At 75.1% G+C, this 19,250-nt stretch carries 19 protein-coding genes; 7 read left to right on the top strand and 12 right to left on the bottom strand.

All coding sequences use genetic code 11. From position 1 onward, the window contains the following. Positions 1 to 84 precede the first annotated feature (84 nt). Complete coding sequence (locus tag EF918_RS19240; RefSeq protein WP_260610361.1) at positions 85 to 1,905, top strand: peroxidase; 1,821 nt, start codon at positions 85 to 87, stop codon at positions 1,903 to 1,905. Between the two features lie 63 nt (positions 1,906 to 1,968). On the opposite strand, the gene EF918_RS19235 is transcribed toward EF918_RS19240, so the two are convergent. Together EF918_RS19235 and EF918_RS19230 are read right to left on the bottom strand one after the other, a co-directional pair. Next, a complete protein-coding gene (locus EF918_RS19235) occupies positions 1,969 to 2,769 on the bottom strand; it encodes an SGNH/GDSL hydrolase family protein (RefSeq protein ID WP_125647768.1) in 801 nt (266 codons plus the stop codon). Beyond that, positions 2,756 to 3,325, bottom strand: a complete 570-nt coding sequence (locus tag EF918_RS19230) for a PadR family transcriptional regulator (RefSeq protein ID WP_125647765.1) — start codon at positions 3,323 to 3,325, stop codon at positions 2,756 to 2,758. Before EF918_RS19230 ends, EF918_RS19235 begins: the two co-directional genes overlap by 14 nt. 83 nt (positions 3,326 to 3,408) lie before the next feature. Between EF918_RS19230 and EF918_RS19225 the strand changes: the two genes are divergently transcribed. Next, complete coding sequence (locus EF918_RS19225; RefSeq protein WP_125647762.1) at positions 3,409 to 3,846, top strand: nuclear transport factor 2 family protein; 438 nt, start codon at positions 3,409 to 3,411, stop codon at positions 3,844 to 3,846. 63 nt (positions 3,847 to 3,909) lie between these two features. On the opposite strand, the gene EF918_RS19220 is transcribed toward EF918_RS19225, so the two are convergent. The 3 genes from EF918_RS19220 to EF918_RS19210 form a co-directional block, all read right to left on the bottom strand. Continuing rightward, positions 3,910 to 4,689, bottom strand: a complete 780-nt coding sequence (locus EF918_RS19220; protein ID WP_260610359.1) for a VOC family protein — start codon at positions 4,687 to 4,689, stop codon at positions 3,910 to 3,912. A 195-nt stretch (positions 4,690 to 4,884) separates the two neighbouring features. Further along, positions 4,885 to 5,550 carry a hypothetical protein gene (locus EF918_RS19215; protein ID WP_125647757.1) on the bottom strand — a complete coding sequence of 222 codons (666 nt, stop codon included), beginning with the start codon at positions 5,548 to 5,550 and terminating at the stop codon, positions 4,885 to 4,887. Positions 5,551 to 5,704: 154 nt separating this feature from the next. Further along, a complete protein-coding gene (locus EF918_RS19210; RefSeq protein ID WP_125647754.1) occupies positions 5,705 to 5,899 on the bottom strand; it encodes a hypothetical protein in 195 nt (64 codons plus the stop codon). A 178-nt stretch (positions 5,900 to 6,077) separates the two neighbouring features. On the opposite strand from EF918_RS19210, the gene EF918_RS19205 reads away from it, so the two are divergent. Next, a complete protein-coding gene (locus EF918_RS19205) occupies positions 6,078 to 6,836 on the top strand; it encodes a GNAT family N-acetyltransferase (RefSeq protein WP_125647751.1) in 759 nt (252 codons plus the stop codon). 135 nt (positions 6,837 to 6,971) lie between these two features. On the opposite strand, the gene EF918_RS19200 is transcribed toward EF918_RS19205, so the two are convergent. Next, complete coding sequence (locus EF918_RS19200; protein ID WP_125647748.1) at positions 6,972 to 7,772, bottom strand: hypothetical protein; 801 nt, start codon at positions 7,770 to 7,772, stop codon at positions 6,972 to 6,974. After that, positions 7,772 to 9,055, bottom strand: coding sequence for a VWA domain-containing protein (locus tag EF918_RS19195; protein WP_125647745.1), 1,284 nt, complete (start codon positions 9,053 to 9,055; stop codon positions 7,772 to 7,774). The genes EF918_RS19200 and EF918_RS19195 overlap by 1 nt, the downstream gene beginning before the upstream one ends. Before the next feature lie 410 nt (positions 9,056 to 9,465). On the opposite strand from EF918_RS19195, the gene EF918_RS19190 reads away from it, so the two are divergent. The 4 genes from EF918_RS19190 (at position 9,466) to EF918_RS19175 (ending at position 14,855) form a co-directional block, all read left to right on the top strand. Next, positions 9,466 to 10,110: a hypothetical protein gene (locus EF918_RS19190; RefSeq protein WP_125647742.1), complete on the top strand. Its 645-nt coding sequence runs from the start codon at positions 9,466 to 9,468 to the stop codon at positions 10,108 to 10,110. Continuing rightward, positions 10,110 to 12,269 carry a bifunctional serine/threonine-protein kinase/ABC transporter substrate-binding protein gene (locus EF918_RS19185; RefSeq protein WP_125647739.1) on the top strand — a complete coding sequence of 720 codons (2,160 nt, stop codon included), beginning with the start codon at positions 10,110 to 10,112 and terminating at the stop codon, positions 12,267 to 12,269. Before EF918_RS19190 ends, EF918_RS19185 begins: the two co-directional genes overlap by 1 nt. A 13-nt stretch (positions 12,270 to 12,282) precedes the next feature. After that, on the top strand, positions 12,283 to 14,409 hold the full coding sequence (locus EF918_RS19180) for a bifunctional serine/threonine-protein kinase/ABC transporter substrate-binding protein (protein WP_125647736.1): 2,127 nt from the start codon (positions 12,283 to 12,285) through the stop codon (positions 14,407 to 14,409). 203 nt (positions 14,410 to 14,612) lie between these two features. Beyond that, on the top strand, positions 14,613 to 14,855 hold the full coding sequence (locus EF918_RS19175) for a chaplin (protein ID WP_125647733.1): 243 nt from the start codon (positions 14,613 to 14,615) through the stop codon (positions 14,853 to 14,855). Between the two features lie 32 nt (positions 14,856 to 14,887). On the opposite strand, the gene EF918_RS38275 is transcribed toward EF918_RS19175, so the two are convergent. The 5 genes from EF918_RS38275 to EF918_RS19155 form a co-directional block, all read right to left on the bottom strand. Continuing rightward, positions 14,888 to 15,643: an IclR family transcriptional regulator C-terminal domain-containing protein gene (locus tag EF918_RS38275; RefSeq protein ID WP_260610360.1), complete on the bottom strand. Its 756-nt coding sequence runs from the start codon at positions 15,641 to 15,643 to the stop codon at positions 14,888 to 14,890. A 917-nt stretch (positions 15,644 to 16,560) separates the two neighbouring features. Beyond that, positions 16,561 to 17,139 carry an RNA polymerase sigma factor gene (locus EF918_RS19165; RefSeq protein ID WP_260610358.1) on the bottom strand — a complete coding sequence of 193 codons (579 nt, stop codon included), beginning with the start codon at positions 17,137 to 17,139 and terminating at the stop codon, positions 16,561 to 16,563. Next, complete coding sequence (locus tag EF918_RS37070; protein WP_185921818.1) at positions 17,132 to 17,281, bottom strand: hypothetical protein; 150 nt, start codon at positions 17,279 to 17,281, stop codon at positions 17,132 to 17,134. The genes EF918_RS19165 and EF918_RS37070 overlap by 8 nt, the downstream gene beginning before the upstream one ends. 222 nt (positions 17,282 to 17,503) lie before the next feature. Continuing rightward, positions 17,504 to 18,025 carry a hypothetical protein gene (locus EF918_RS19160; RefSeq protein WP_125647727.1) on the bottom strand — a complete coding sequence of 174 codons (522 nt, stop codon included), beginning with the start codon at positions 18,023 to 18,025 and terminating at the stop codon, positions 17,504 to 17,506. Between the two features lie 125 nt (positions 18,026 to 18,150). Beyond that, positions 18,151 to 18,993, bottom strand: coding sequence for a serine protease (locus tag EF918_RS19155; RefSeq protein ID WP_125647724.1), 843 nt, complete (start codon positions 18,991 to 18,993; stop codon positions 18,151 to 18,153). Positions 18,994 to 19,250 lie beyond the last annotated feature (257 nt).

Here is a 19,250-nt window from a genome sequence, read left to right as displayed (position 1 = left end):
TCCGGGAACTGCGGTGGGCCGCCGCCTTCCTCGGCCCCTGGCTGGTGCGCCGCCTGCGCGGGACCTCCTCCGGCGACGGCCGAACTGCCCCTGCGGCGTGACACCTCCACCCAGGGCGACATCCTCGCGGGCTTCCGCAAGGACCATGCCTGTCTGCTGTTCCTCCACTTCCGGCATGCCGGCAAGGCGCGGCGCTGGCTCGGCGCGCTGCTGCCCGAGCTCGCCACGACCGATCAGGTCGCCCGGTTCAACACCCGGTTCAGCGCGGCCCGCCGGCTGCGCAAGGGCGTGGACCCCAGCAGCATGTCCGTGCTGTGGGCCGGCATCAGCCTGACCCACCCGGGGCTCGCCCTGCTCGCCGACCGGGACCCCTTCCCCGCCGTACGCCCGGGCAGCACCGCCGAGGCCTTCGCCGAGGGCGCGGCGGGCCGGGCGGAGGCCCTCGGCGACACCGGTCCGAGCGCCCCCGACGGCTGGCTGTTCGGGGCCTCCGAGGACGACGTCCACGCCGTGCTCACGCTGGCCGGGGACGACGCCCGGCAGCTCGCCGACGCGATCGACCGGCACGGGCAGGCGCTGGGCCGGGCGGAGGCCAGGGTGCTGTTCCGGCAGGACGGGGCCACGCTGCCGGACAAGCTGCGCGGGCACGAGCACTTCGGCTTCCTGGACGCGATCAGCCAGCCGGGTGTACGGGGCTTCGACCGGCCGGACCCGAAGTCCGACGCGACCGTGCTGGGCAAGCCGGGGACCCGGCTGGTGCCGGCCGGGGAGTTCCTGGTCGGCCAGGAGCGGGTGGGCCGACGGCCCGCCGGGCTGCCGGCGTGGGCCACGGGCGGTTCGTTCCACGTCGTACGGCGGCTGGCCCAGGACGTCGCGGGCTGGTGGGAGCAGCTCGGGGAGTGCCTGGACCGGCTCAAGCGGTCCGGCGCGGCCCCGGCCGACGCCGACGCCAAGTGGCTCGCCGCCCGGATGGTGGGCCGGTGGCCCGGGGGCGCCCCGGTGGCCACCTGCCCGGCCGCCGAGCGGATCCCGCTGCCCGGGGAGGACGCCGACGGTCCGCTGGACTTCCACGACGACCCCGACGGCTGGACCACCCCGCTGTTCGCGCACATCCGCAAGAGCAACCCGCGGGCCGGGCTCGCCCCGGCTCCGGGCCGGCCGCCGCTGCCCGCCTCCGACCTCGACGCCCGGCGCATCATCCGCCGTGGCATTCCCTTCGGTCCGCCGCTGCGGCGCGACGCGCGCGGCGTGGTCGACGGCGGCAGCGACGACGGCTCGCCGCGCGGGCTGGTCTTCGTCAGCCATCAGGCGGACCTGGTCGAGCAGTTCGAGTTCGTGGTCAAGCGGTGGACCAACGAACGGGACTTCCCTCCGGCCCGGCACCCGATGACCGGGTGCGACCCGGTGATCGGGCCCGCCTCGCCGGCCACCTTCGAGTCGCCCTCGGACGGCGGCGGCCGGGCCACCGCGCTGTCGTTCCAGCAGTTCGTGCGGACCGAGGGGGCGGTCTACGCCTTCACGCCCTCGCTCCCGACGCTGCGCGCGCTGGCGGCGGGGAAGCTGGACACGGCGATCGAGGTGCACCGCGGCACCGTGCTCAAGGCCGGGGACGTCCTCGACGCGGGCGCGGTGCGGCTGCTGTTCGACGCCGACGGGGACCTGGTGCTCCAGGACGACCAGGGCCGGGCGCTGTGGACGTCCGGGACCACGGGCAAGGGCGCGGACGCGTACTTCTCCGCGGACGGCGAGCTCACCGTCCGGTCCGCCTCCGGCGGGACGGTCTGGTCCTCGGGGACCGCAGGGCACCCGCAGGCCCGGCTGCTGGTGCGTCCGTCGGGCGACGCGGTCGTCATGGCCGGCGAGCAGCTCCTGTGGCGGGCGGAGGCGCCGGGCCGGCGGCGCTAGGCCGTCGCTTCCGGACCAGGGTCGGACCGGCCCTGGATCCGGCTTCCGGATGCGGCCGGCTCCTCAGTCCCCCGTGATCGACACGGGCAGGAGCCGGGGCCGTTTGGCGGTGCGGCCGTCGCCGGAGGAGGTCCCGCGCAGGCGGCGCACCAGCCAGGGGCCGAGGAAGGCGGCGGCCCACCGCAGTTCCCGGACGACGGCCGTGGCCCGCCCGGGCGGCGCGGCGGGGCCGAGCAGTGGCCGGGTCCAGGAGTCGTCGCTGCCGGGCAGGGCCAGGGCGTGGGCGACGGCGTCGGCGATCCGCTGGTGGCCGAGCGGACCGGCGTGCAGCCGGTCCGCGCTCCACAGCCGGGGGTCCGACACGACGGCGTGCGGGGCGGTGTCCGCGACGACGACGCCGTGGCGGTCCGCGGCCTGCCGGATGCGGGCGTTGAGGGCGTCCACCCGGGGGGCCAGCGGGCGGGCGAGCGGGACGAGCCGGCCCGGGTCGGGGAAGGTGAGCGTGGCGACGCGTACGCCCCGTCCGGTGAGCGCGGCGAACATCGCCTCCAGGTGCCCGGCGGTCTCGTCCAGGTCGAACCCCGGCCGCAGCAGGTCGTTGACCCCGGCGACGACGGTGGCGAGGTCGGGCCGCAGGGCGAGGGCGGGGGCGAGCTGCTCGGCGTGGACCTCGGGTGCGCGCCGGCCGCGGACGGCGAGGTTGGCGTAGGTCAGGCCCGGTTCCCGGCGGGCGAGGTGCTCGGCGAGCCGGTCGGCCCAGCCGCGCAGTCCGGCGGTGTCGTCGCCGTCGCCGACCCCCTCGGTCTGGCTGTCGCCCAGGGCGACGTACCGCAGGATCGGGGGGTGGCCGTCAGGACCGGGCACGGCGGGCCTGCCTCTCCTCCAGCACGGCGAGCGTGCGCTCGCACCAGTCACGGTTGCCCTGCTCGAAGGCGATCCCGCCGAGGCAGGTCAGATAGGGGCCGATGCGCTCGCCGTGGCGCAGGAACTCCTCCTCGGTGCGGTCGCCGCGCATGGTGCGCAGCAGTTCCTCGAAGTGCTCCAGCTTGGCCCGGGCGTGGGCGGCGCGTTCGGTGAGCTGCTCGATCAGCGGGCCGGCGTCGACGTGGTCGGCCGCCTGCACCTTGACGACCAGGTCGTCCCGCAGGAAGGACGCCTTGGAGCCGGCCGCCGCGAACCGGTCGAGTGCGGCGAGCCCCGCGTCGGTCACGTGGAAGAGCCGTTTGGTGGGCCGGGTGTCCTGGACCACGTCCCGGCCGGCGATCAGCCCGTCCTGCTCCAGCCGGGTCAGCTCGGCGTAGACCTGCTGGGGCAGTGCGTGCCAGAAGTTCGCGACGCCGAGGTCGAAGGCCTTGGCCAGCTGGTAGCCGCTGAGTTCGCGGTCGAGGAGCGCCGCGAGGACGGCGTGCCGCAATGCCATCGGGCCACCCCTTCCGTTCCGTCCCGAGCACGGCCATCATAGTCAAGGATCTGACTATTCACATCGATGACTATGGAGGAACCATGGCCGAGCCCACCCCCGCCGACCGTTTCCGTGCCGCGGTCGACTCGCGTGACCTGGCCGCCCTGGCGGAGCTGCTGACCGAGGACGTCCGGCTCTACAGCCCGGTGAAGTTCCGGCCGTTCGAGGGCAAGGCCATGGTCATGGGTCTGTTCGGGGTGCTGGTGCGCCTGTTCGAGGACATCCGCTACATCGGCCGGTACGACGGCACGTGCGAGACGAGCGCGGACGGCAAGGAGGCCCCCTCGGCGGTCCTGCCGTTCCGGGTGACCGTCTCCGGCCGGCAGGTGCACGGCCTGGACCTGCTGCACTTCACCGAGGACGGACTGATCAAGGAGATCACGGTCATGGTCCGCCCGCAGTCGGCCGTCCAGGCCCTGGGCGGGGCGGTACTGGCCGGACTCGCGGCCGAGGGGCTGGTGCCGGCCGAACAGTCGTGAGCGCGTCGTCAGGCCCCCTGCATCAGGCGGCCGGCACGGTGGACGACCGCGTTCCGGACCCGGTCACGTCCCGGCGGCGTCGAGGTCGAACAGCCCGCCCTCGGCGTCCCGCAGGGTCACCGATCCCTCGGGGTCGTCCGGGTCGGCGGCCCGCACCACGGTCCCGCCCAGGGCGAGGGCGGCGTCCACCGCCGCGCCGAGGTCGGGCACCTGGAAGTGGACGTGCCAGCGCGGCCGGCGCACCGGTTCGGCGGCGGCCTCCTCCACCGGGCCGCTGTCCAGCCGGGCCAGCGTCTCCCCGTCCCGGCGGAGCACCACCTGGTCGTTCTCGTAGGAGGCCTCGCAGCAGCCGGGCCGGCCGCTCGCCCAGTCCAGGACCTCCCCGTAGAAGACGGCCGCCTGGAACGCGTCCCGGGTGCGCAGCTCCAGCCAGGCCGGGGCCCGCCCCCGGCCGATCCGCCAGTCGGACAGGATCCGGCCCTCCCACACGCCGAACACGGCGCCCTGCGGGTCGGCGGCCAGCGCGCCGCGCCCGGCCCGTTCGAAGGAGACCGGGCCGACCGCGACCGTGCCGGTGCGCTCCCGGATCCGGGAGACCGCCACCTCCACGTCCTCCACCGCGAAGTACGGCGTCCACGACACCGCCAGTGACAGGTCCCCGGCCAGGGCGCCGACCCCGGCGACGGGCACCCCGTCCAGTTCGGCCACCCGGAACGCCTCGCCGAGCCGGGTCGGCCGGAAGGTCCAGCCGAGCACGGCGCCGTAGAAGCGCTGGGCGCCGGCGAGGTCGCGTGTCATCAGGCTCACCCAGCAGGGCGCCCCGTACACGTCCTGCGTCGACATCTCCGCCATCTCGCTCCGTTCGCGGCGCACGGCGGCAGGGCCGTACGGGTCCGACGGGTCCTACGGCACTATGCGCGACGGCGCGCACCGCCCTCCCCCCAACACTCCGCGGGCGCGCGCCCCGGACCCGTCCGGCCCACGCCGCCGTACGCGCCCGCGCACGCGGCCGTCCGGGCGGTCCGGGGATCCGGGCGGTCAGCCGACGAACTCCTCGTCGCCGTAGCGGATCTCGGCGTCCTCCCAGTCCACGCCCAGGTTCTCGGCGAAGCGCCGGGCGAGCGGCAGGTCGGCGAGCGGGGCGACCAGGACGAGCTGCTCGTCGAGGGTCACGGAGCCCCCGCCGAGCCGCTCGCGCGCCTCCGGGTCGGCCACGAGGGCGTCGTGCAGCCGGGTGGCGTCGACCCCGTCCGCCCGGATCTCGACGGCATCGGTGTCCGGGGCGTCGCGCGGCAGGCAGCGGAAGGTGAGGACCGCCTCCTGTCGGTATTGCTTGCGGATCACGTCGGCGATGTGGTGCAGGTCCTGCGCGCTCACCCGGTTCACGTCGAACGCGCGCGAGCGCTCGTAGGTGGCCCGCTGGAGCTCGGCGGACCAGAACACCCCGTCCAGCAGGGTGGAGGCTCCCGGCCGGGCGCCGTGGCTGCGGATGGTGCTGCGCACCTCCCGGTCGAAGCGGGTCAGCCGGGTCCTCAGCCGGGGATCGGCCGGGTCGGTGATGATCGCCGTGTTGTCGGTGGCGAAGATCTCCGCGGTCGGACAACTGCCGGACGACGGCGCGCTCTCGCTCGCCCGGGCGCTCCCGGTGGTCGCCGTACCGCACGCCAGCACCGCGACCGCCACGAGGACGCCGAACCTCTTCATGCCCCAACTCCCCTGCCCCTGGCCCCGGACGGCCACCGCGAACGGCCGCACCGCGCGACCGCACGGCGATCGTCCCAGCGGCTTGCCGTGCGACACGCCGGATCCCCGGGGCAGGGTCGGAAATGGCCGGGAACCGTCGGCCGGGGCGGCTCCGTCAGGTGGCGCTGAACCAGTAGTCCCCGGCGGCCAGATAGCCGTGCGCGGCCGTGGCGCCGTCGGGGTGAGGGGCTGCGGTGGTGCGCGTTCCGTCGATCCGGGCCCTGAGCGGGTGGACGTCGGGGGACCAGTCGGTGAAGTCACCGACGGCGCCCACCGGGGCGGGCTGCTGGTCCGGCCGGCGTTCGAGCATGACACACTCCTCACTCTCCGCACACATCAGACGTGCATCCTGTCACGGACCGTGCGTGGGCGCGCGGTGTGCGCCTCATGGCGCGTTCGGTGTGGCGGAGTTCGCGGGGCCCGGCCCCTGCTGGCGGACCGGGGAAAACCGGACGACCGGGTGGCGCCGTGCCGCTTAGGCTCGGCCCATGTCCCGCACCGCCATCACCCCGTTCCTCTCCGGATTCGCCCGCCGGCAGGCCACGCGCACGGTCGAGCTGCCCGGTGGCTTCGTCGCGCTCGACGACACGTACTCCCGCTCGCGGGCGAACAACCAGGCGTTCGTCGAGGGTCCGCTCGGGCCGGCCGACGTGGCCGCGCTGCCCGGCCGGCTGGACCGGGCGCTCGCCCACCTGCCGTACCGCATGGTCACCGTGCTCGACGACGGGACGGGCCGGGCCTGCGCCCCGTACCTGGAGGCCGCCGGCTACACCCACCACACCTACCTCGTCATGGTCCACGGGGCGCCGGTCCCGCCGGCCGCGGCGGCGGCCGCGGCCGTCCCGCTGGCGGAGCTGCGCGAGGCGCTCGCCACGAGCTGGCGGCGGTTCGTGCCGGTCGCGACCGAGGAGGAGATCCGCCAGCTCGTGGACCGCCGCGAGGCCCGGCTGCGGGGCGCGCACGGCGTGCGCTTCGTCGCCGCCCGCACCCCGGCCGGGGCGGTCGCCTCGTGGGCGGACCTGTACACCGAGCCGGACGCGGGCATCGCCCAGATCGAGGACCTGGTCACCGCCGAGGCCCACCTCGGCCAGGGGTACGCCACGGCGGTGCTGCACACGGCCCTGCACCTGGCCGGGGACCTCCCCGTCCGGTTCCTGATCGCCGATGCGCACGACTGGCCGCGGCACTGGTACGCGCGGCACGGGTTCACGACCGTGGGCCACATCCACAACTTCGAGCGGGCGTAGGGCAGCACCGGACGCGGGAGGGTTCGGACACGCGGGAGGGCCGGAACCACCGCACGCCGTACGCCGGCCCGGTCGGGGCGGCGTACGGCGTGCGGGTGCGGCGGGGTGCGCGGGTGGTGCGCCGGGCCCGGGGCGTTACGACCGCGGGCGGCCCGAGCCCCGGGTGAGGGAGTGGCCGAGGACACCGGCGAGGGCGGCCAGGACTCCCCCGGCGGCGGTCCACAGCCAGCGGTCGGACCAGCGGCCGCCCGACCAGCCGTCCTCGGGCTCGCGCAGCGAGCCCTCGCGGGCCTGGGCGGCTGCGGACACCAGCGGCGCCCCGAGCGCGCCGTCGGTCCCGTAGGCGCCGCCCGTCTCCTTGACGTCGGCCTCGACGGCCGCCTTGACCGGCTGGCCGAGGTCCTCCTTGGGCAGGCCGACGACGGTCAGCCGGACGTAGTAGCTGCCCGGGAGCGGGTCGTCGGACCAGGTCTCGGCGCCGGGCCGGACCGTGCGCAGCGTGCAGCTCAGCTCGACCGCGGCCGCGCCCTGGCCGGCGGACACCGTCTGGGCGCCGTACGTGCAGGGCTGGCGCCGGCGCAGGCCGTCGTAGACGTCGAGCTGCCAGGTCGCCGAGCCGTGCCGGGAGGCTGCCTCGGGCAGCGTCACGGAGGCCTTGACGGTGGCCCGCTGCCCGGAGTCCAGCGGCAGCACCCAGTACAGGTAGTCACCGGTGGAGGCGGAGGCGGTGGCGCGCTGGCCCGGCCGGAACGGGGCGGCGGTGCGGAAGCTCGTGCCCGCCTCGGTCGGCGCCGCGTCCGCCGTGGTCTTTGCCTTGTCCTTGCCCTTGCCGTCGCCCGGGCTCGCCGAGGGGGTGTCCGCGGCGGCTGGGCCCGCAAGGGTGAGCGCGGTGGCACCGGCCAGCAGGACGGTGGTCAGTATGCGTACGGCCCGCATCAGTTGGTCCTCCAGACAGAGATGCGCCAGCGCGAGATCCAGCCCCACACCAGGCCCGCCAGCAGACCGGTGAGCGTCAGCACGAGCAGCAGCCACCAGCCGCGGCCCAGGCCGAAGGCGGCGACGTCGGAGGCCCCGTCGGGACCGTCGACCACGTCGACCGTCAGCTCCACGGGCATGCCGGGCGTGGTCTTGACGCCGGGCGGGGCCGAGAAGGAGTTGCTGACCTGGAGGCAGACGATCTCGGTGGCGTCGCCGGCTCCGCCGGCCTTGTCCTCGTCCCCGTCGCCGGCGGCCTTGGGGTAGCGCAGGCCCGAGGAGATGACGTCGGTGCGGCCGTTGCCGGCCTCGGAGCCGCGGACGATCTCGCGGCCGTGCCGGGTGGTGGCGCGCAGCAGCACCCCGTAGTCGTTGTTGACGGCGCGGTCGGCGGCGATGCTGACCGAAGCACGCAGTTCCTGGCCGGGCTTGACGGCCACCTGGTACCAGCGGTGCTCGCCGAACGCCTCACGGTCGCTGTAGAGCCCGGGCGCCAGCTTCGGGGCGCCCTCGCACTGCCCGGTGCCCTGGGTGGCCACCGGGTTGACCACCGGGTCGGCGGCGCGGTCGACGAGCTGCCGTACGCGGCCGGACAGTTGGTCGGTGTGCTGGACCGAGGTGTAGGTGCCGCCGGTGGCCTCGGCGATGCACGTCAGCTGCTCGCGGGTCTTGGCGTCGGGGACCAGGCCGAGGGTGTCGATGACGAGGTGTATGCCCTTGGACGCGATGTCCCGGGCCACTTCGCAGGGGTCGAGCGGGGCGCAGGTGTCCTCGCCGTCGGTGATGAGCACGATGCGCCGGGTGGCGTTGCCGCCGCCCAGGTCGTCGGCGGCGGCGAGCAGGGCCGGGCCGATCGGGGTCCACCCGGTCGGCGCGAGGGTGGCGACGGCAGTCTTGGCCTCGGTCCGGTTGAGCGTGCCGACCGGGTAGAGCTGCTTGGTGTCCTTGCAGCCGAGCTGGCGGTCGTCACCGGGGTAGGTGGCGCCGAGGGTGCGGATGCCGAGCCGTACGTCGTCCGGCACCGCGTCGATGACCTCGTTGAACGCCTGCTTCGCCGCGGCCATCCGGGACTTGCCGTCGATGTCCGTGGCACGCATCGAGCCGCTGACGTCGAGCACCAGCTCGACCTTGGGCGGTTCCTTCGCCGTCGGCTCACCGGCCGCGGCGGTCGTCGGGGAGAGTCCGACGGTGAGGGCGGCGAGCAGACCGCACACCCCGGCCGCCAGCCGTTTTCTAGTGATCATCGGCGGATCGTATTGAGGATGGTCGCAGCAGTCCAAAAAACGGCCGTACGGATTCCGCTCCAGGGCGTCGGCACGGAGCACCGGACGGCGGTGCGCGGACGGTCGAAATCCCGTCCACCGTACGCCCGTTGCGCAGGTCGGACGCGGGGTACGATCACCCCGTGGGGGGACCTGGGGATCATCGACGGTGTCTCGCGCCGCGCGCCTACGGCTGCGCCCTGGCGGGACTGCTCGTGCTCACCGGCTGCTCGTCCGGTGGAACGGACGCACCGGCCGGCGGGTCGGGCGCGTCCGCAGCGGCCCGCACGGCCGAACCTTCGCAGGTCCCCTCCGGGGCGGCCCGCCCCGCGCCGGCCGGCACGGGGAGCGGCTCCCCGGGGCCCGGCCCGTCCGCGTCGGGTTCGCAGCTCGTGACCGAGCTGGACGAGGCGAAGCAGCCGCGCACCGCCGCCGAAGCCCGCGACCTGCTCGGGCGGGTCATGCTCGACGAGGGGGTGTTCGGTCCGCAGGCGAGGCGTGCCACGCCCTTCGAGAGCGATCCACGCCGCTGGCCGGTCCTCGACCGGAACTGCGTCTGGCAGACCGACGCCCTGCCCGCGGACGTACTGGCCACCACCACCCGTCACTTCCGCATCCCGGCCGGCGACGGCCACGGCACGGTGCGCCTCGACGTCACGGTGACGGTGCACCACGACCGCGCGGGGTCCGGCTGGGAGACCGCGCGGGCCATGGAAGAGGTCCTGCGCTGCCCCGATCAGCAGCTCACCGCCGACGAACGGCTGAGGAAGATCTGGGGCAACAGCGACTACTTCGGCCAGCAGGGCAACGTCTGGACCGAGGACGCCTTCGCCGAGTCCGGCGAGTACGTCAACGAGCAGGACGGCACCACCGGCCCCTACACCTGGTCGCAGTCCCAGGTCGGGCCGGTCACCCTGGCGGTGGCCGGCAAGGGGGCGGCGGGCTTCCCGGACAAGGAGCTCACCTCGCTCATCGTCAAGGGCACCAGCGAGATGACGTTCAAGGCCCGCAAGGCGCTGGCGAAGGAGGCGCCCTGATGGAGCCGTTGCTGCCCTCGGACCCGTCCCGGATCGCCGCCTACCGCCTGCTCGGCCGCCTCGGCTCCGGCGGCATGGGCGTGGTCTACCTGGGCCGGACCGACGACGGGGCGCTGGCCGCCGTCAAGGTGATCCGCGCCGAGTACGCCGACGAGGCGGACTTCCGCGCCCGGTTCCGCCGGGAGGCCGCGATCGCCGCGCAGGTGGACAGCCCCTGGGCCGTCCGCGTCCTGGGGGCCGACCCGGAAGCGGCCGAGCCCTGGCTCGCCACCGCCTTCGTCGCCGGCCCCTCCCTGGCCGAGGCCGTCGCCACCCACGGTCCCCTCCCGCTGGGCGCCGTACGCGTCCTCGGCCGGGCCCTGGCCGGGGCGCTGGGCGTGATGCACGACCAGGGGCTGGTCCACCGGGACGTCAAGCCCGCCAACGTGCTGCTCGGCATGGACGGGCCGCGGCTGATCGACTTCGGGATCGCGCGCGGCGGCGAGCACACCGCGCTGACCTCCACGGACGTCGTCATCGGCACGCCCGGCTTCCTGGCGCCCGAGCAGGCGTCGGGCCGGCCCGCCGAGCCCGCCGGGGACGTGTTCTCGCTGGGCTGTCTGCTCGCCCATGCCGCCACCGGGGTGCTGCCGTTCGGCACCGGCGCCGTGGACGCCGTGCTCTACCGGACCGTCCACGACGAGCCCGAGTTCGGCCCGCAGGTGCTCGCCGATCCCGCCCTGACCGCGCTGCTGCGGACCTGCCTGGCCAAGCACCCCGACATCCGGCCCGATGTCCGCGAGCTGGCCGAGGCCCTCGGGGAGGACGGGCCCGGGGAGGGGGTCGACTGGCTGCCCGACCCGGTGGTGGCGACCGTCGCCGAGCGGGCCGCGGCCCTGCTGGCGCAGCCCGGCATCGACGAGACCGTCGCCGACCCGGCGGCCACGCCCGCGCCCGCGGACCCGGCGGGGCGGGCCCGACCCTCGCGCCGGCGGTTCCTGGCGGTCGCCTCCGGCGGAGCCCTGCTGGCGGCCGGCGGCGGGATCGCCGCCTGGGCGGCCCGGCGCGGGGACGGCCGGGCCGAGGCCGCCGCCGGGCCCGCCGAGCGTGCCTGGGTGATCGGCGTACAGGCCGACCTGTCCGGGCCGCAGAAGGCCCTCGGGCAGGCCCAGGAGCGCGGGGTGCGGCTGGCGGTCGCGGCCTTCAACGCCCGCCAGGACAAGCCGTTCACGCTGAGCGTGGTCACCGCCGACGACGCCGGGGACCCCGACCGCGCGGTCGGCGCCGCGACCTCGCTCATCGGCAACCGGGACGTGCTCGCGGTCGTCGGCCCCACCGGGAACCTCTCGGTGGGGCCCTGTCTGACGCCGTACGCGGAGGCGGCCCTGCCGCTGCTGACCGTCTCGGCGGGCGGCATGACCTTCGGCCTGGGCGACCAGCGCAGCTTCTTCCAGTGCTGTCCGCTGTCCGCGGCCCAGACCTCGGCGGGCAACGTCCTGCTGACCGGACACCTGGGCGCACGGCGGATCGGGGCGCTGTGCGACCGCGGCGGCGACACCGACGGCTGGCAGGCCGTCGTCCACCTGAACCGGACCCTGAACCTGGTCATGCCCGACGCCACCGTCTACTCCCGGGTGGTGCCGCGCGGCGTCCAGGACCTCTCCCCGGTCGTGGCGGACGTGCTCGGCCACGGCGTCGACGGCTTCTTCTACGCGGGGACCCCCGCCGGCGCGGCCCAGGTCGCCCGGCGGCTGACGGCCTCCGGCTACCAGGGGGCGCGGCTCGCCGACTACACCACGGTCGGTGCGGAGTTCCTGACCGCCGCCGGTCCGGCCGCCGAGGGCTGGTACCTCGTCGCCCCGTACACCGGGCCCGACGCGCCGGAGGTCGCCGAGGTGGCCCGGGCGCACCGGGCGGCGTACGGATCGGACCCGGAGGTGTGGACGGCGGAGGCCTACGACGTGGCCGGGCTGGTCGCCGACCGGCTGGCGGCCGCGGCCCGCGGCGGGGGCCGGCCGAGCCGGGCGGACCTGCTGACCGCGCTGGGCCAGGCCTCGTACCGCGGGCTGACCAAGCAGTACTCCTTCGACGACGGACGCAACATCAAGGGGCTGCCGTTCTTCGCCCACCGGGTCCAGGGCGGCCGGATCCGGTACGTGGGACCGGCCACGACGGGCTGAGGGCGGAGCAAGAGTGCGTCCTCTCCTTCCTGCGGATCCCTCCGTCGTCGGCGGGCACCGGCTGCTCGGGCGGCTCGGCTCGGGCGGCATGGGCACGGTCTACCTCGGCCGCTCGCCCGCCGGCGCGCTGGTGGCCGTCAAGGTGATCCGCGCCGACCACGCGGCCGATCCGGCGTTCCGGGCCCGGTTCCGGCGGGAGGCGGAGGCCGCCGGGGGGCTGTCGGGCCGCTGGGTGGTGCCCGTGGTCGCCGCGGACCCGGAGGCGCCGGAGCCGTGGCTGGCCACGCCGTTCGTGCCCGGGCCCGCGCTGTCGGAGGCGGTGGGCGGGTACGGTCCCCTGCCGGTCGCGGCGGTCCGCACGCTGGGCGTGCGGCTGGCGCAGGCGCTGGCCGAGGTCCACGCCGCGGGGCTGGTGCACCGTGACGTCAAGCCCGGCAACGTGCTGCTGGCCCCGGACGGGCCCCGGCTGATCGACTTCGGCATCGCCCGGGCGGCCGGCGCGCCGACCCTGACCGCGGTGGACGCCGTGGTCGGTACGCCCGGCTACCTGCCGCCCGAACAGGCCCGTCCCGGGGGCCCGGTGCCGGGACCGGCGGGCGACGTGTTCTCGCTGGGGTGCGTCCTGGCGTACGCCGCGACCGGCCGGGGCCCCTTCGGCGGCGGGCACCCGGCCGCGGTGGTGTTCCGCACGGTGCACGACGAGCCCGTGCTCGACGCGCTCCCCGCCGAACTCCTCGGCGCCGTCTCGGCCTGCCTGGTCAAGGACCCGGCCGGACGTCCGACGCCCGAGGCGCTCGGCGCGCTGCTCGGGCCCGCCCAGGGCGCGGACTGGCTGCCGGGGCCGCTGGCCCGGCTGATCGCGGAGCGCTCCACCCGGGCCCTGGAACTGCCGGTGGCCGAGCCCACCCGGGTCGACACCGCGGCGCCGGCGCCGCGGGGCCTGCCGCGGCGGCGGCTGCTCACGGGCGGGGCGGCGCTGCTCGCCGTGGGCGCGCCCGGGGCCTGGTTCGCCCTGCGCGGGACCGGCGGGGGTGCGGGCCCGCCGGCCGAGCGGGGCCCGCTGCCCACGCTGACGTTCGCGCTCCAGGCCGACCTGAGCGGGCCCGGCCGGGCGGTCGGGCAGGCGCACGAGCGGGGCATGCGGCTGGCCATGGACGCGCACAACGCCCGCGAGGACGTCCCGTTCCGGCTGGCGCTGCGGGTCGCGGACGACGGCGGCGACTCCGCCCGGGCCGAGCAGACAGCCGGGCAACTGGCCGCCGAGCCCGGGCTGTTCGCGCTCGTCGGGCCCACCCTGGAGACGGCCGTGACCGCGGTGGCCGCGCGTTGCACGGCGGCGGACCTCACGCAGGTACTGGTCTCGGTGCCCACCCCGGACTGGCTGAGCGACTGGCGGACGCTGTGCGGCACCGCTCCGTCCGCCAGCCAGCTCGTGCTGCCGATGCTCCACTACCTCACCCGGGTCCGGCCCGCCCGGCGCACCGGGGTCGTGGAGGACGGCCCGGACGCCGGGTCCGCCTGGCAGGTGACCCGGGCGCTGGAGCAGTCCCCGCCCGCCCAGGGCACGGTGACGGTCCACCGGATGCCGGCCGGGGGCTCCGACTTCGCCGCCGCGGCCCGCGCCCTGGTCGGGGCGCAGGCCGAGGCGGTCGTTTTCGCCGGGACCTCGCCGGAGCGCGCGGGCCGCTTCGCCCGGGCCCTGGCCGAGGCCGGGTTCCAGGGCCCGCGGATGGGCGTCCAGCAGGCCATGGAGCCCGCGTTCCTGACGGCGGCCGGGCCGGCGTCGGAGGGCTGGCTGTTCAGCAGCTTCTACGGCGATCCGCTGGCGGTGCCGGCCGCCGCCGGGTTCGTCTCCGCCCACCGGGCGGCGTACGGGGAACCGCCCGCGCGCTGGGCGGCCGAGGCGTACGACGCGGTGGGTCTGCTGGCCACCGCGCTGGCCGGGCTGGACCAGGAGTCCCGCGAGCGGGGCGGCCTGTCCCGCCGGGTCTTCCGGACGACGTACCAGGGGCTGGCCAAGCCGCTCGCCTTCGACGCCACGACCCGGGTGCTGACGGGCAACCGCACCGCCCACCTCTTCCGGGCCGGGTCGGGCGCCTTCCACTACCTGGGCCTCTACCCGGACGTGACCTCCGCCTAGGGCCCGTCCTCCCCCGGCCGGCCCCCCGCGGCGTGGGCGAGCTGCGGCGGTCGGCGGCCCCGCGGTCGCCCTTTCGGGGGATTACGGCGTTCAAACCTCGGGATTGCGGAGGCGAGCGCCGAAGAGTAGGTGCGGGCCGGACGTACCGGCCCGTGCGGCGCCGCACGTGGGTGCCGCAGGACCAGCGTGGAGGAGAACTGACGATGTCCCGTCTGCTCAAGAATGCGGCTCTGGCCCTGGCCGCCACCGGACTGGCCCTGGCCGGCGCCGCGGGCACGGCTGTCGCCGACGCCACTGCCGAGGGCGTGGCCGTGGGCTCCCCCGGCGTCCTGTCCGGCAACGTGGTGCAGGTCCCGATCCACGCCCAGTTGAACCTCTGCGGCAACAGCGTCAACATCATCGGCCTGGTCAACCCGGCGGCCGGCAACCTCTGCATCAACGACTGACGTCGTGGGCAACCCGGCCGGTCCGGTCGTTCCTAGCCGGCCGCCGTCAGGACGGCCGGGGAACTTCCCGTCACGAGCAGGGCGAGGAGCACGGCGGCCGCCTCGCTCTGCAGGATTCTGGCCGCCTTGCGCAGGCGCCACGGGTCCGGGTCGGGCAACGACAGGGCCACGCACTCGGCGTTGGGACCCCGCGTGATCGGTACGGCCGCACAGACGGTGCCCAGGGCGTACTCCTGGAGGTCGTACAGGGCGGTGCCGGGGCGGTGGGCGTCGAGCTGCCGGAACAGGTCCTGCTCGGTGCCGAGGGTGTGCGCGGTGAACCGGACCGCCTTGTGCCGGAACAGATGGTCCCGGCGGGCCCCGTGGTCCAGCTGGGTCAGCAGGGCCTTGCCCACCGCGGAGGCGTGCGCGGCGGCCCGGAAGTCCACCCACTCGTCCACGACCGGCGCGGCCGGACTGTCCGCGTACTGGGTGATGTTGACCTCCCCGTCCTGGTAGCGGGCCACGTACACGGCGGCCCCGACGGCGTCCCGAACACAGGCGAGGGTCTGGCGCAGCTGCCCCAGTTCCTCCCCCACGGCCCGGTCGGCCAGCCGTAGCGCGGACCCGACGACGTACGCGCCCGGGCCGGCCGGCTCGGCGAGGTCGGTCCGCACGAGCTGGTCGGTGACCCGGGCCAGGACCAGCTGGGGCAGTCCCGTCTCGCGGGCGATCTGGGCCAGGCTGACCCCGCCCGAGTACCGGTGGATGACCTCCAGGACCCGCAGGGCGCGGTGGACGGAGGCCAGCGCGGCCGGTGGCGGCTGGCCCTGGGGGCCGCGGCGGCCGCGCCCCGGGCCGGGCAGCAGCAGGCGCGCCGCGGGCCGGCGCTCCGGCTGCGGCGTCCCGTGGGGACGGTCCAGCCGGGCGTGGCGCGCCAGGGCCAGTGCGAGCGGCGCGGTGGTGGGGTACACCTCCCCCAGGTCGACGTGTTCCACCGGCACCAGGGCGTTGACGGCCCGTTTGAGGGCGGCCGGCAGTTTCCGGTGGGTCCGCGGGTCCCGCGGCGGTGGCGTGCTGATCCGGGTGAGGTCCTGGGTGGTGATGGGCGGCGAGGTCCAGATGACCCCGGCGTCGAGGGCGTCCTCCAGGTCGTCGGGGATGGCCGGCAGCAGGGGCAGGTCCTCCTCGGGGGTCAGGTGCGCCGCCTGTCGGTTCCAGTGCCGGGCGGTGGCGACCTCGGCACGGGTCAGGTGGAGCAGGTACAGGGCCCGGGCCGCGGTGTGCGAGCCGGCCCCGGCCGCGTACTGCAGCCAGAACTGGGCGCCTTCCGTCCGGCCGCCGAGGTGCAGGAGGCAGCCGAACAGCAGGGCCGCCTCCTGACCGTGCGGCCAGTTCTCGTCGGCCAGGGCGCGCCCGGCGAACTCCCGGCTGTCGACGAGTACCTGGGCCAGCGCGTCCAGGCAGCGGGCGGCCCGTACGTGACAGGCCGCGTCGAGCATCAGCTGGCGGTCGGCCGCGGCCGTAAGAGGGCACTGCGCGGGGACGGTCGGTGGTGTCGGGCGAGCGGCGACACTGCGGGCCCGGTCCGCCACCACCCGGCGGGCGATCCGGCGGCGGGCCGCGTACTCGTCGAAACCTGCGTACTCATCGGTGAGGACCTCCGCGTCCTTCAGGGCCTCGCCCACATCCATGGACACGGCGTCGCGATTGCGCATCGTGTCGCTCACTGCTCCTTCTCCTCTCCGGGTACCCACTCCAGCCCGATCCTCCGGGCCAGGACCCGGCGTGCGGTGCGGATGTGCGAGCGGACCGTGGCGGGCGCGATGCCCATGAGCTGCGCCACCATCTCGCCCTCAAGGCCTGCCAGGAACGTCAGCAGCATGACGTCGTAGTGCCGTTCCGGCAGTTCGGCGATCGCCGCGTAGAGGCCGAGCTTGGACTCCAGCAGCTCCAGCCGTTTGCGCGAGGTGCGGCGCAGGGCCGCGAACCAGGCCGTCTCCACCATGGCGTGCGGCCGGTCCAGGACCGCCAGGCGCCGTTCGACGTGCTCGCGGAGCACCGCCCAGGCGAACCCGTGCAGGCTCTCCTGGCGCAGGACCTGCGGCCAGACCTTGAGCAGGAAGGTGAACACGTCGTCGACCACGTCGACGGCGACCCGGCGGGTCCCCAGTTGCAGGTGGGCGTAGTGCAGGTACACGCGGTGGTGCTGGGAGTGGAACGCCAGGAAGTCCACGGGCAGTACGCCGGCCAGTTCGCTGGACACCGTCTTGTCCCCGGACGGGTCGAACTCTCCTTCACTCATGCGCTCCCCCACGGCTCGTGATCCCCAGGCCGCCGCGGGGGGCGACCGGATGCGACAGCGACAGCGACGGCCCGTCAGGCTCCTGCGGACGGGCGGAGGTGGTCGCTATCAGCACGAGGGCGGCGTTCTCGACGAGATCCACGGCGACGCGAATCCTTCCCGGTCAAAGTTGGTGGCTCCCCCTTCGGCATGCCTGCCCCCCTACGTCCCCGGCAGCCGGAGAAAACAACAAGCAGGTCTCTCAACGTCCAGCCAAGCCGAAAGAACCGGGGTTTGTGCATGCCGGTGCCACCTCGTTCGGGGGATCTGGCGCACACGCCGCCGCGTGCGCCCCCTCGCGCCCGCGCACTCCCCCCGCGGGGGGTCAGCAGCCGCCGCAGTTGTAGTAGACGACGTCCCAGTGGTTGCCCTCGTCGGCGTAGACGTTGCCGGAGCCGGAGCGCCACTGCGGGGCGCCGTCACCGCGCAGGCCGATGTAGGTGAAGGTGTTCTTGACGTAGGTGGTGAGGCAGGAGCCCTTGGCGAAGTCGAGCTTGTAGCCGTTCCAGTGCGAGTAGGTGCCGCCCGCGTGGCCGGTCTCGGTGCCTCCGGTGATGTTCAGGGCGCAGCCGCTGGCCCGCTTGAGGGTCTGGGCGCCCTGGGCGGTGGCCAGGTTGAGCTGGTCGAACGAGGTGCAGGTGGGGTTGTTGCGGTCCGAACAGCCGCCGGACGAGGACCAGGTGATGCCGACCTGGCGGAACATCGAGGTCGCCGTGGCATGGCTGATCTTGGTCACGGTCGTGGCGGCCCCGGCCTCGGTGGCGCCGGCGACCAGGGCGGTCGCGGCGAGGGCCAGGGCGGTGGCGGTGGCGGTGGCGGCGGAGCGCAGACGGGGCGCAGTACGCATGACGGGTGAACTCCTCTGGATCGCCGGTGCGTTCGGACACCGGCGATGCTGCCCGAGCCCCGCCCCCACCGCCAGAGGGCGGCCCGCCGCCACGGGATCGGGTGCGTGGCGGCGGGCCGCGGGGGTCACGGCCTGGGCAGGGTGCAGCCCGGGCGGTTGAGGTCGATCACGTTGCCGGGGGCTATGCAGGGAACGAGGGTGTAGGTCTGCTGGGCGTAGTTGATGCCCTGGCGGACCGTCACGTTGCCGGCCTCGTCGACCTCGCAGGGGTTGTTGTCCGTGCAGCGCCCGCCGTCCTCGTTGCCCGTGTTGTTGACGGCGACCACCTTGCCGGTGGTCGTGTCGATCACGGGCGAGCCCGAGGTGCCGCCGATGGTGTTGCACGAGGAGGTGTAGCGGACCGAGTCCTTCCAGGTCCACTCGCCCTCCTTGAGGCGGTAGGCGAACCCGTCGATGGTGCAGCTGTAGGTGCGCTTCCAGTAGCCGGAGACGACCTTGATGGCGGTGCCCTTGACCGGGTGGGCGTCGTCGAGGGTGAGGGCGGTGATCCCGTAGCGGCTCTGGATCTGCGCGTAGGTGCTGGTGAGCTGGTAGAGCGAGACGTCCGTGTCGGTCATGGTGGCGTACGCGATCTTGCTGGCGCGCAGCGTCGCGACCCGGGTGCCGGCCGAGTTCAGCAGCGAGAAGCTGCGGCTGGAGGCCCGGTCCTTGACGACCTCGCCCGCGGCCGGGAAGCCGGTCTCCAGGCAGTGGCCGTTGGACAGCACCAGGGCGGGGTCGTTCGGCTGGGAGCCGGGGGCGCGCACGACCGAGCCGGAGCAGTTGCTGAGCGCGACCGTGCCCGCGTAGGTGACCGCGACGGCGGGTGCGGCCTTCTGCTGCTCCTGCTGCGGTGCGGCCACGGCCGGGGCCACCGCTGCTCCGGTCAGGAGCACGGACAGCACGGCACTGGCGAGAGGCTTGTTCATGTGGGGGTTCCCCTCTGACGGCGTGCAACCGAAGATCCTTCGGTTGTCATGCGCATTGTTGGGAGGTCACGCCGAACTGACAAGACCGCAAGGTGAGTTGGCGACTAATCGCTGTTTCCGTCGCCGCCCTTGCCGCCGTCGCCGCCCGTGAGCCGGGTGAAGGCCAGGGCGTCACGGACGGCCGCGCCACCGGGGTCGTTGTTGAAGTACGCGAACACCTCCGCCGCGGCCGGCCAGGTGTCGGCGATCCGCCCGGC

Source organism: Streptomyces sp. WAC06614, from assembly GCF_003949795.1.
Lineage (GTDB): Bacteria > Actinomycetota > Actinomycetes > Streptomycetales > Streptomycetaceae > Streptomyces.
Note: the sequence above shows the minus strand (reverse complement) of the source record. Positions and strands in the feature narration are given on the sequence as shown.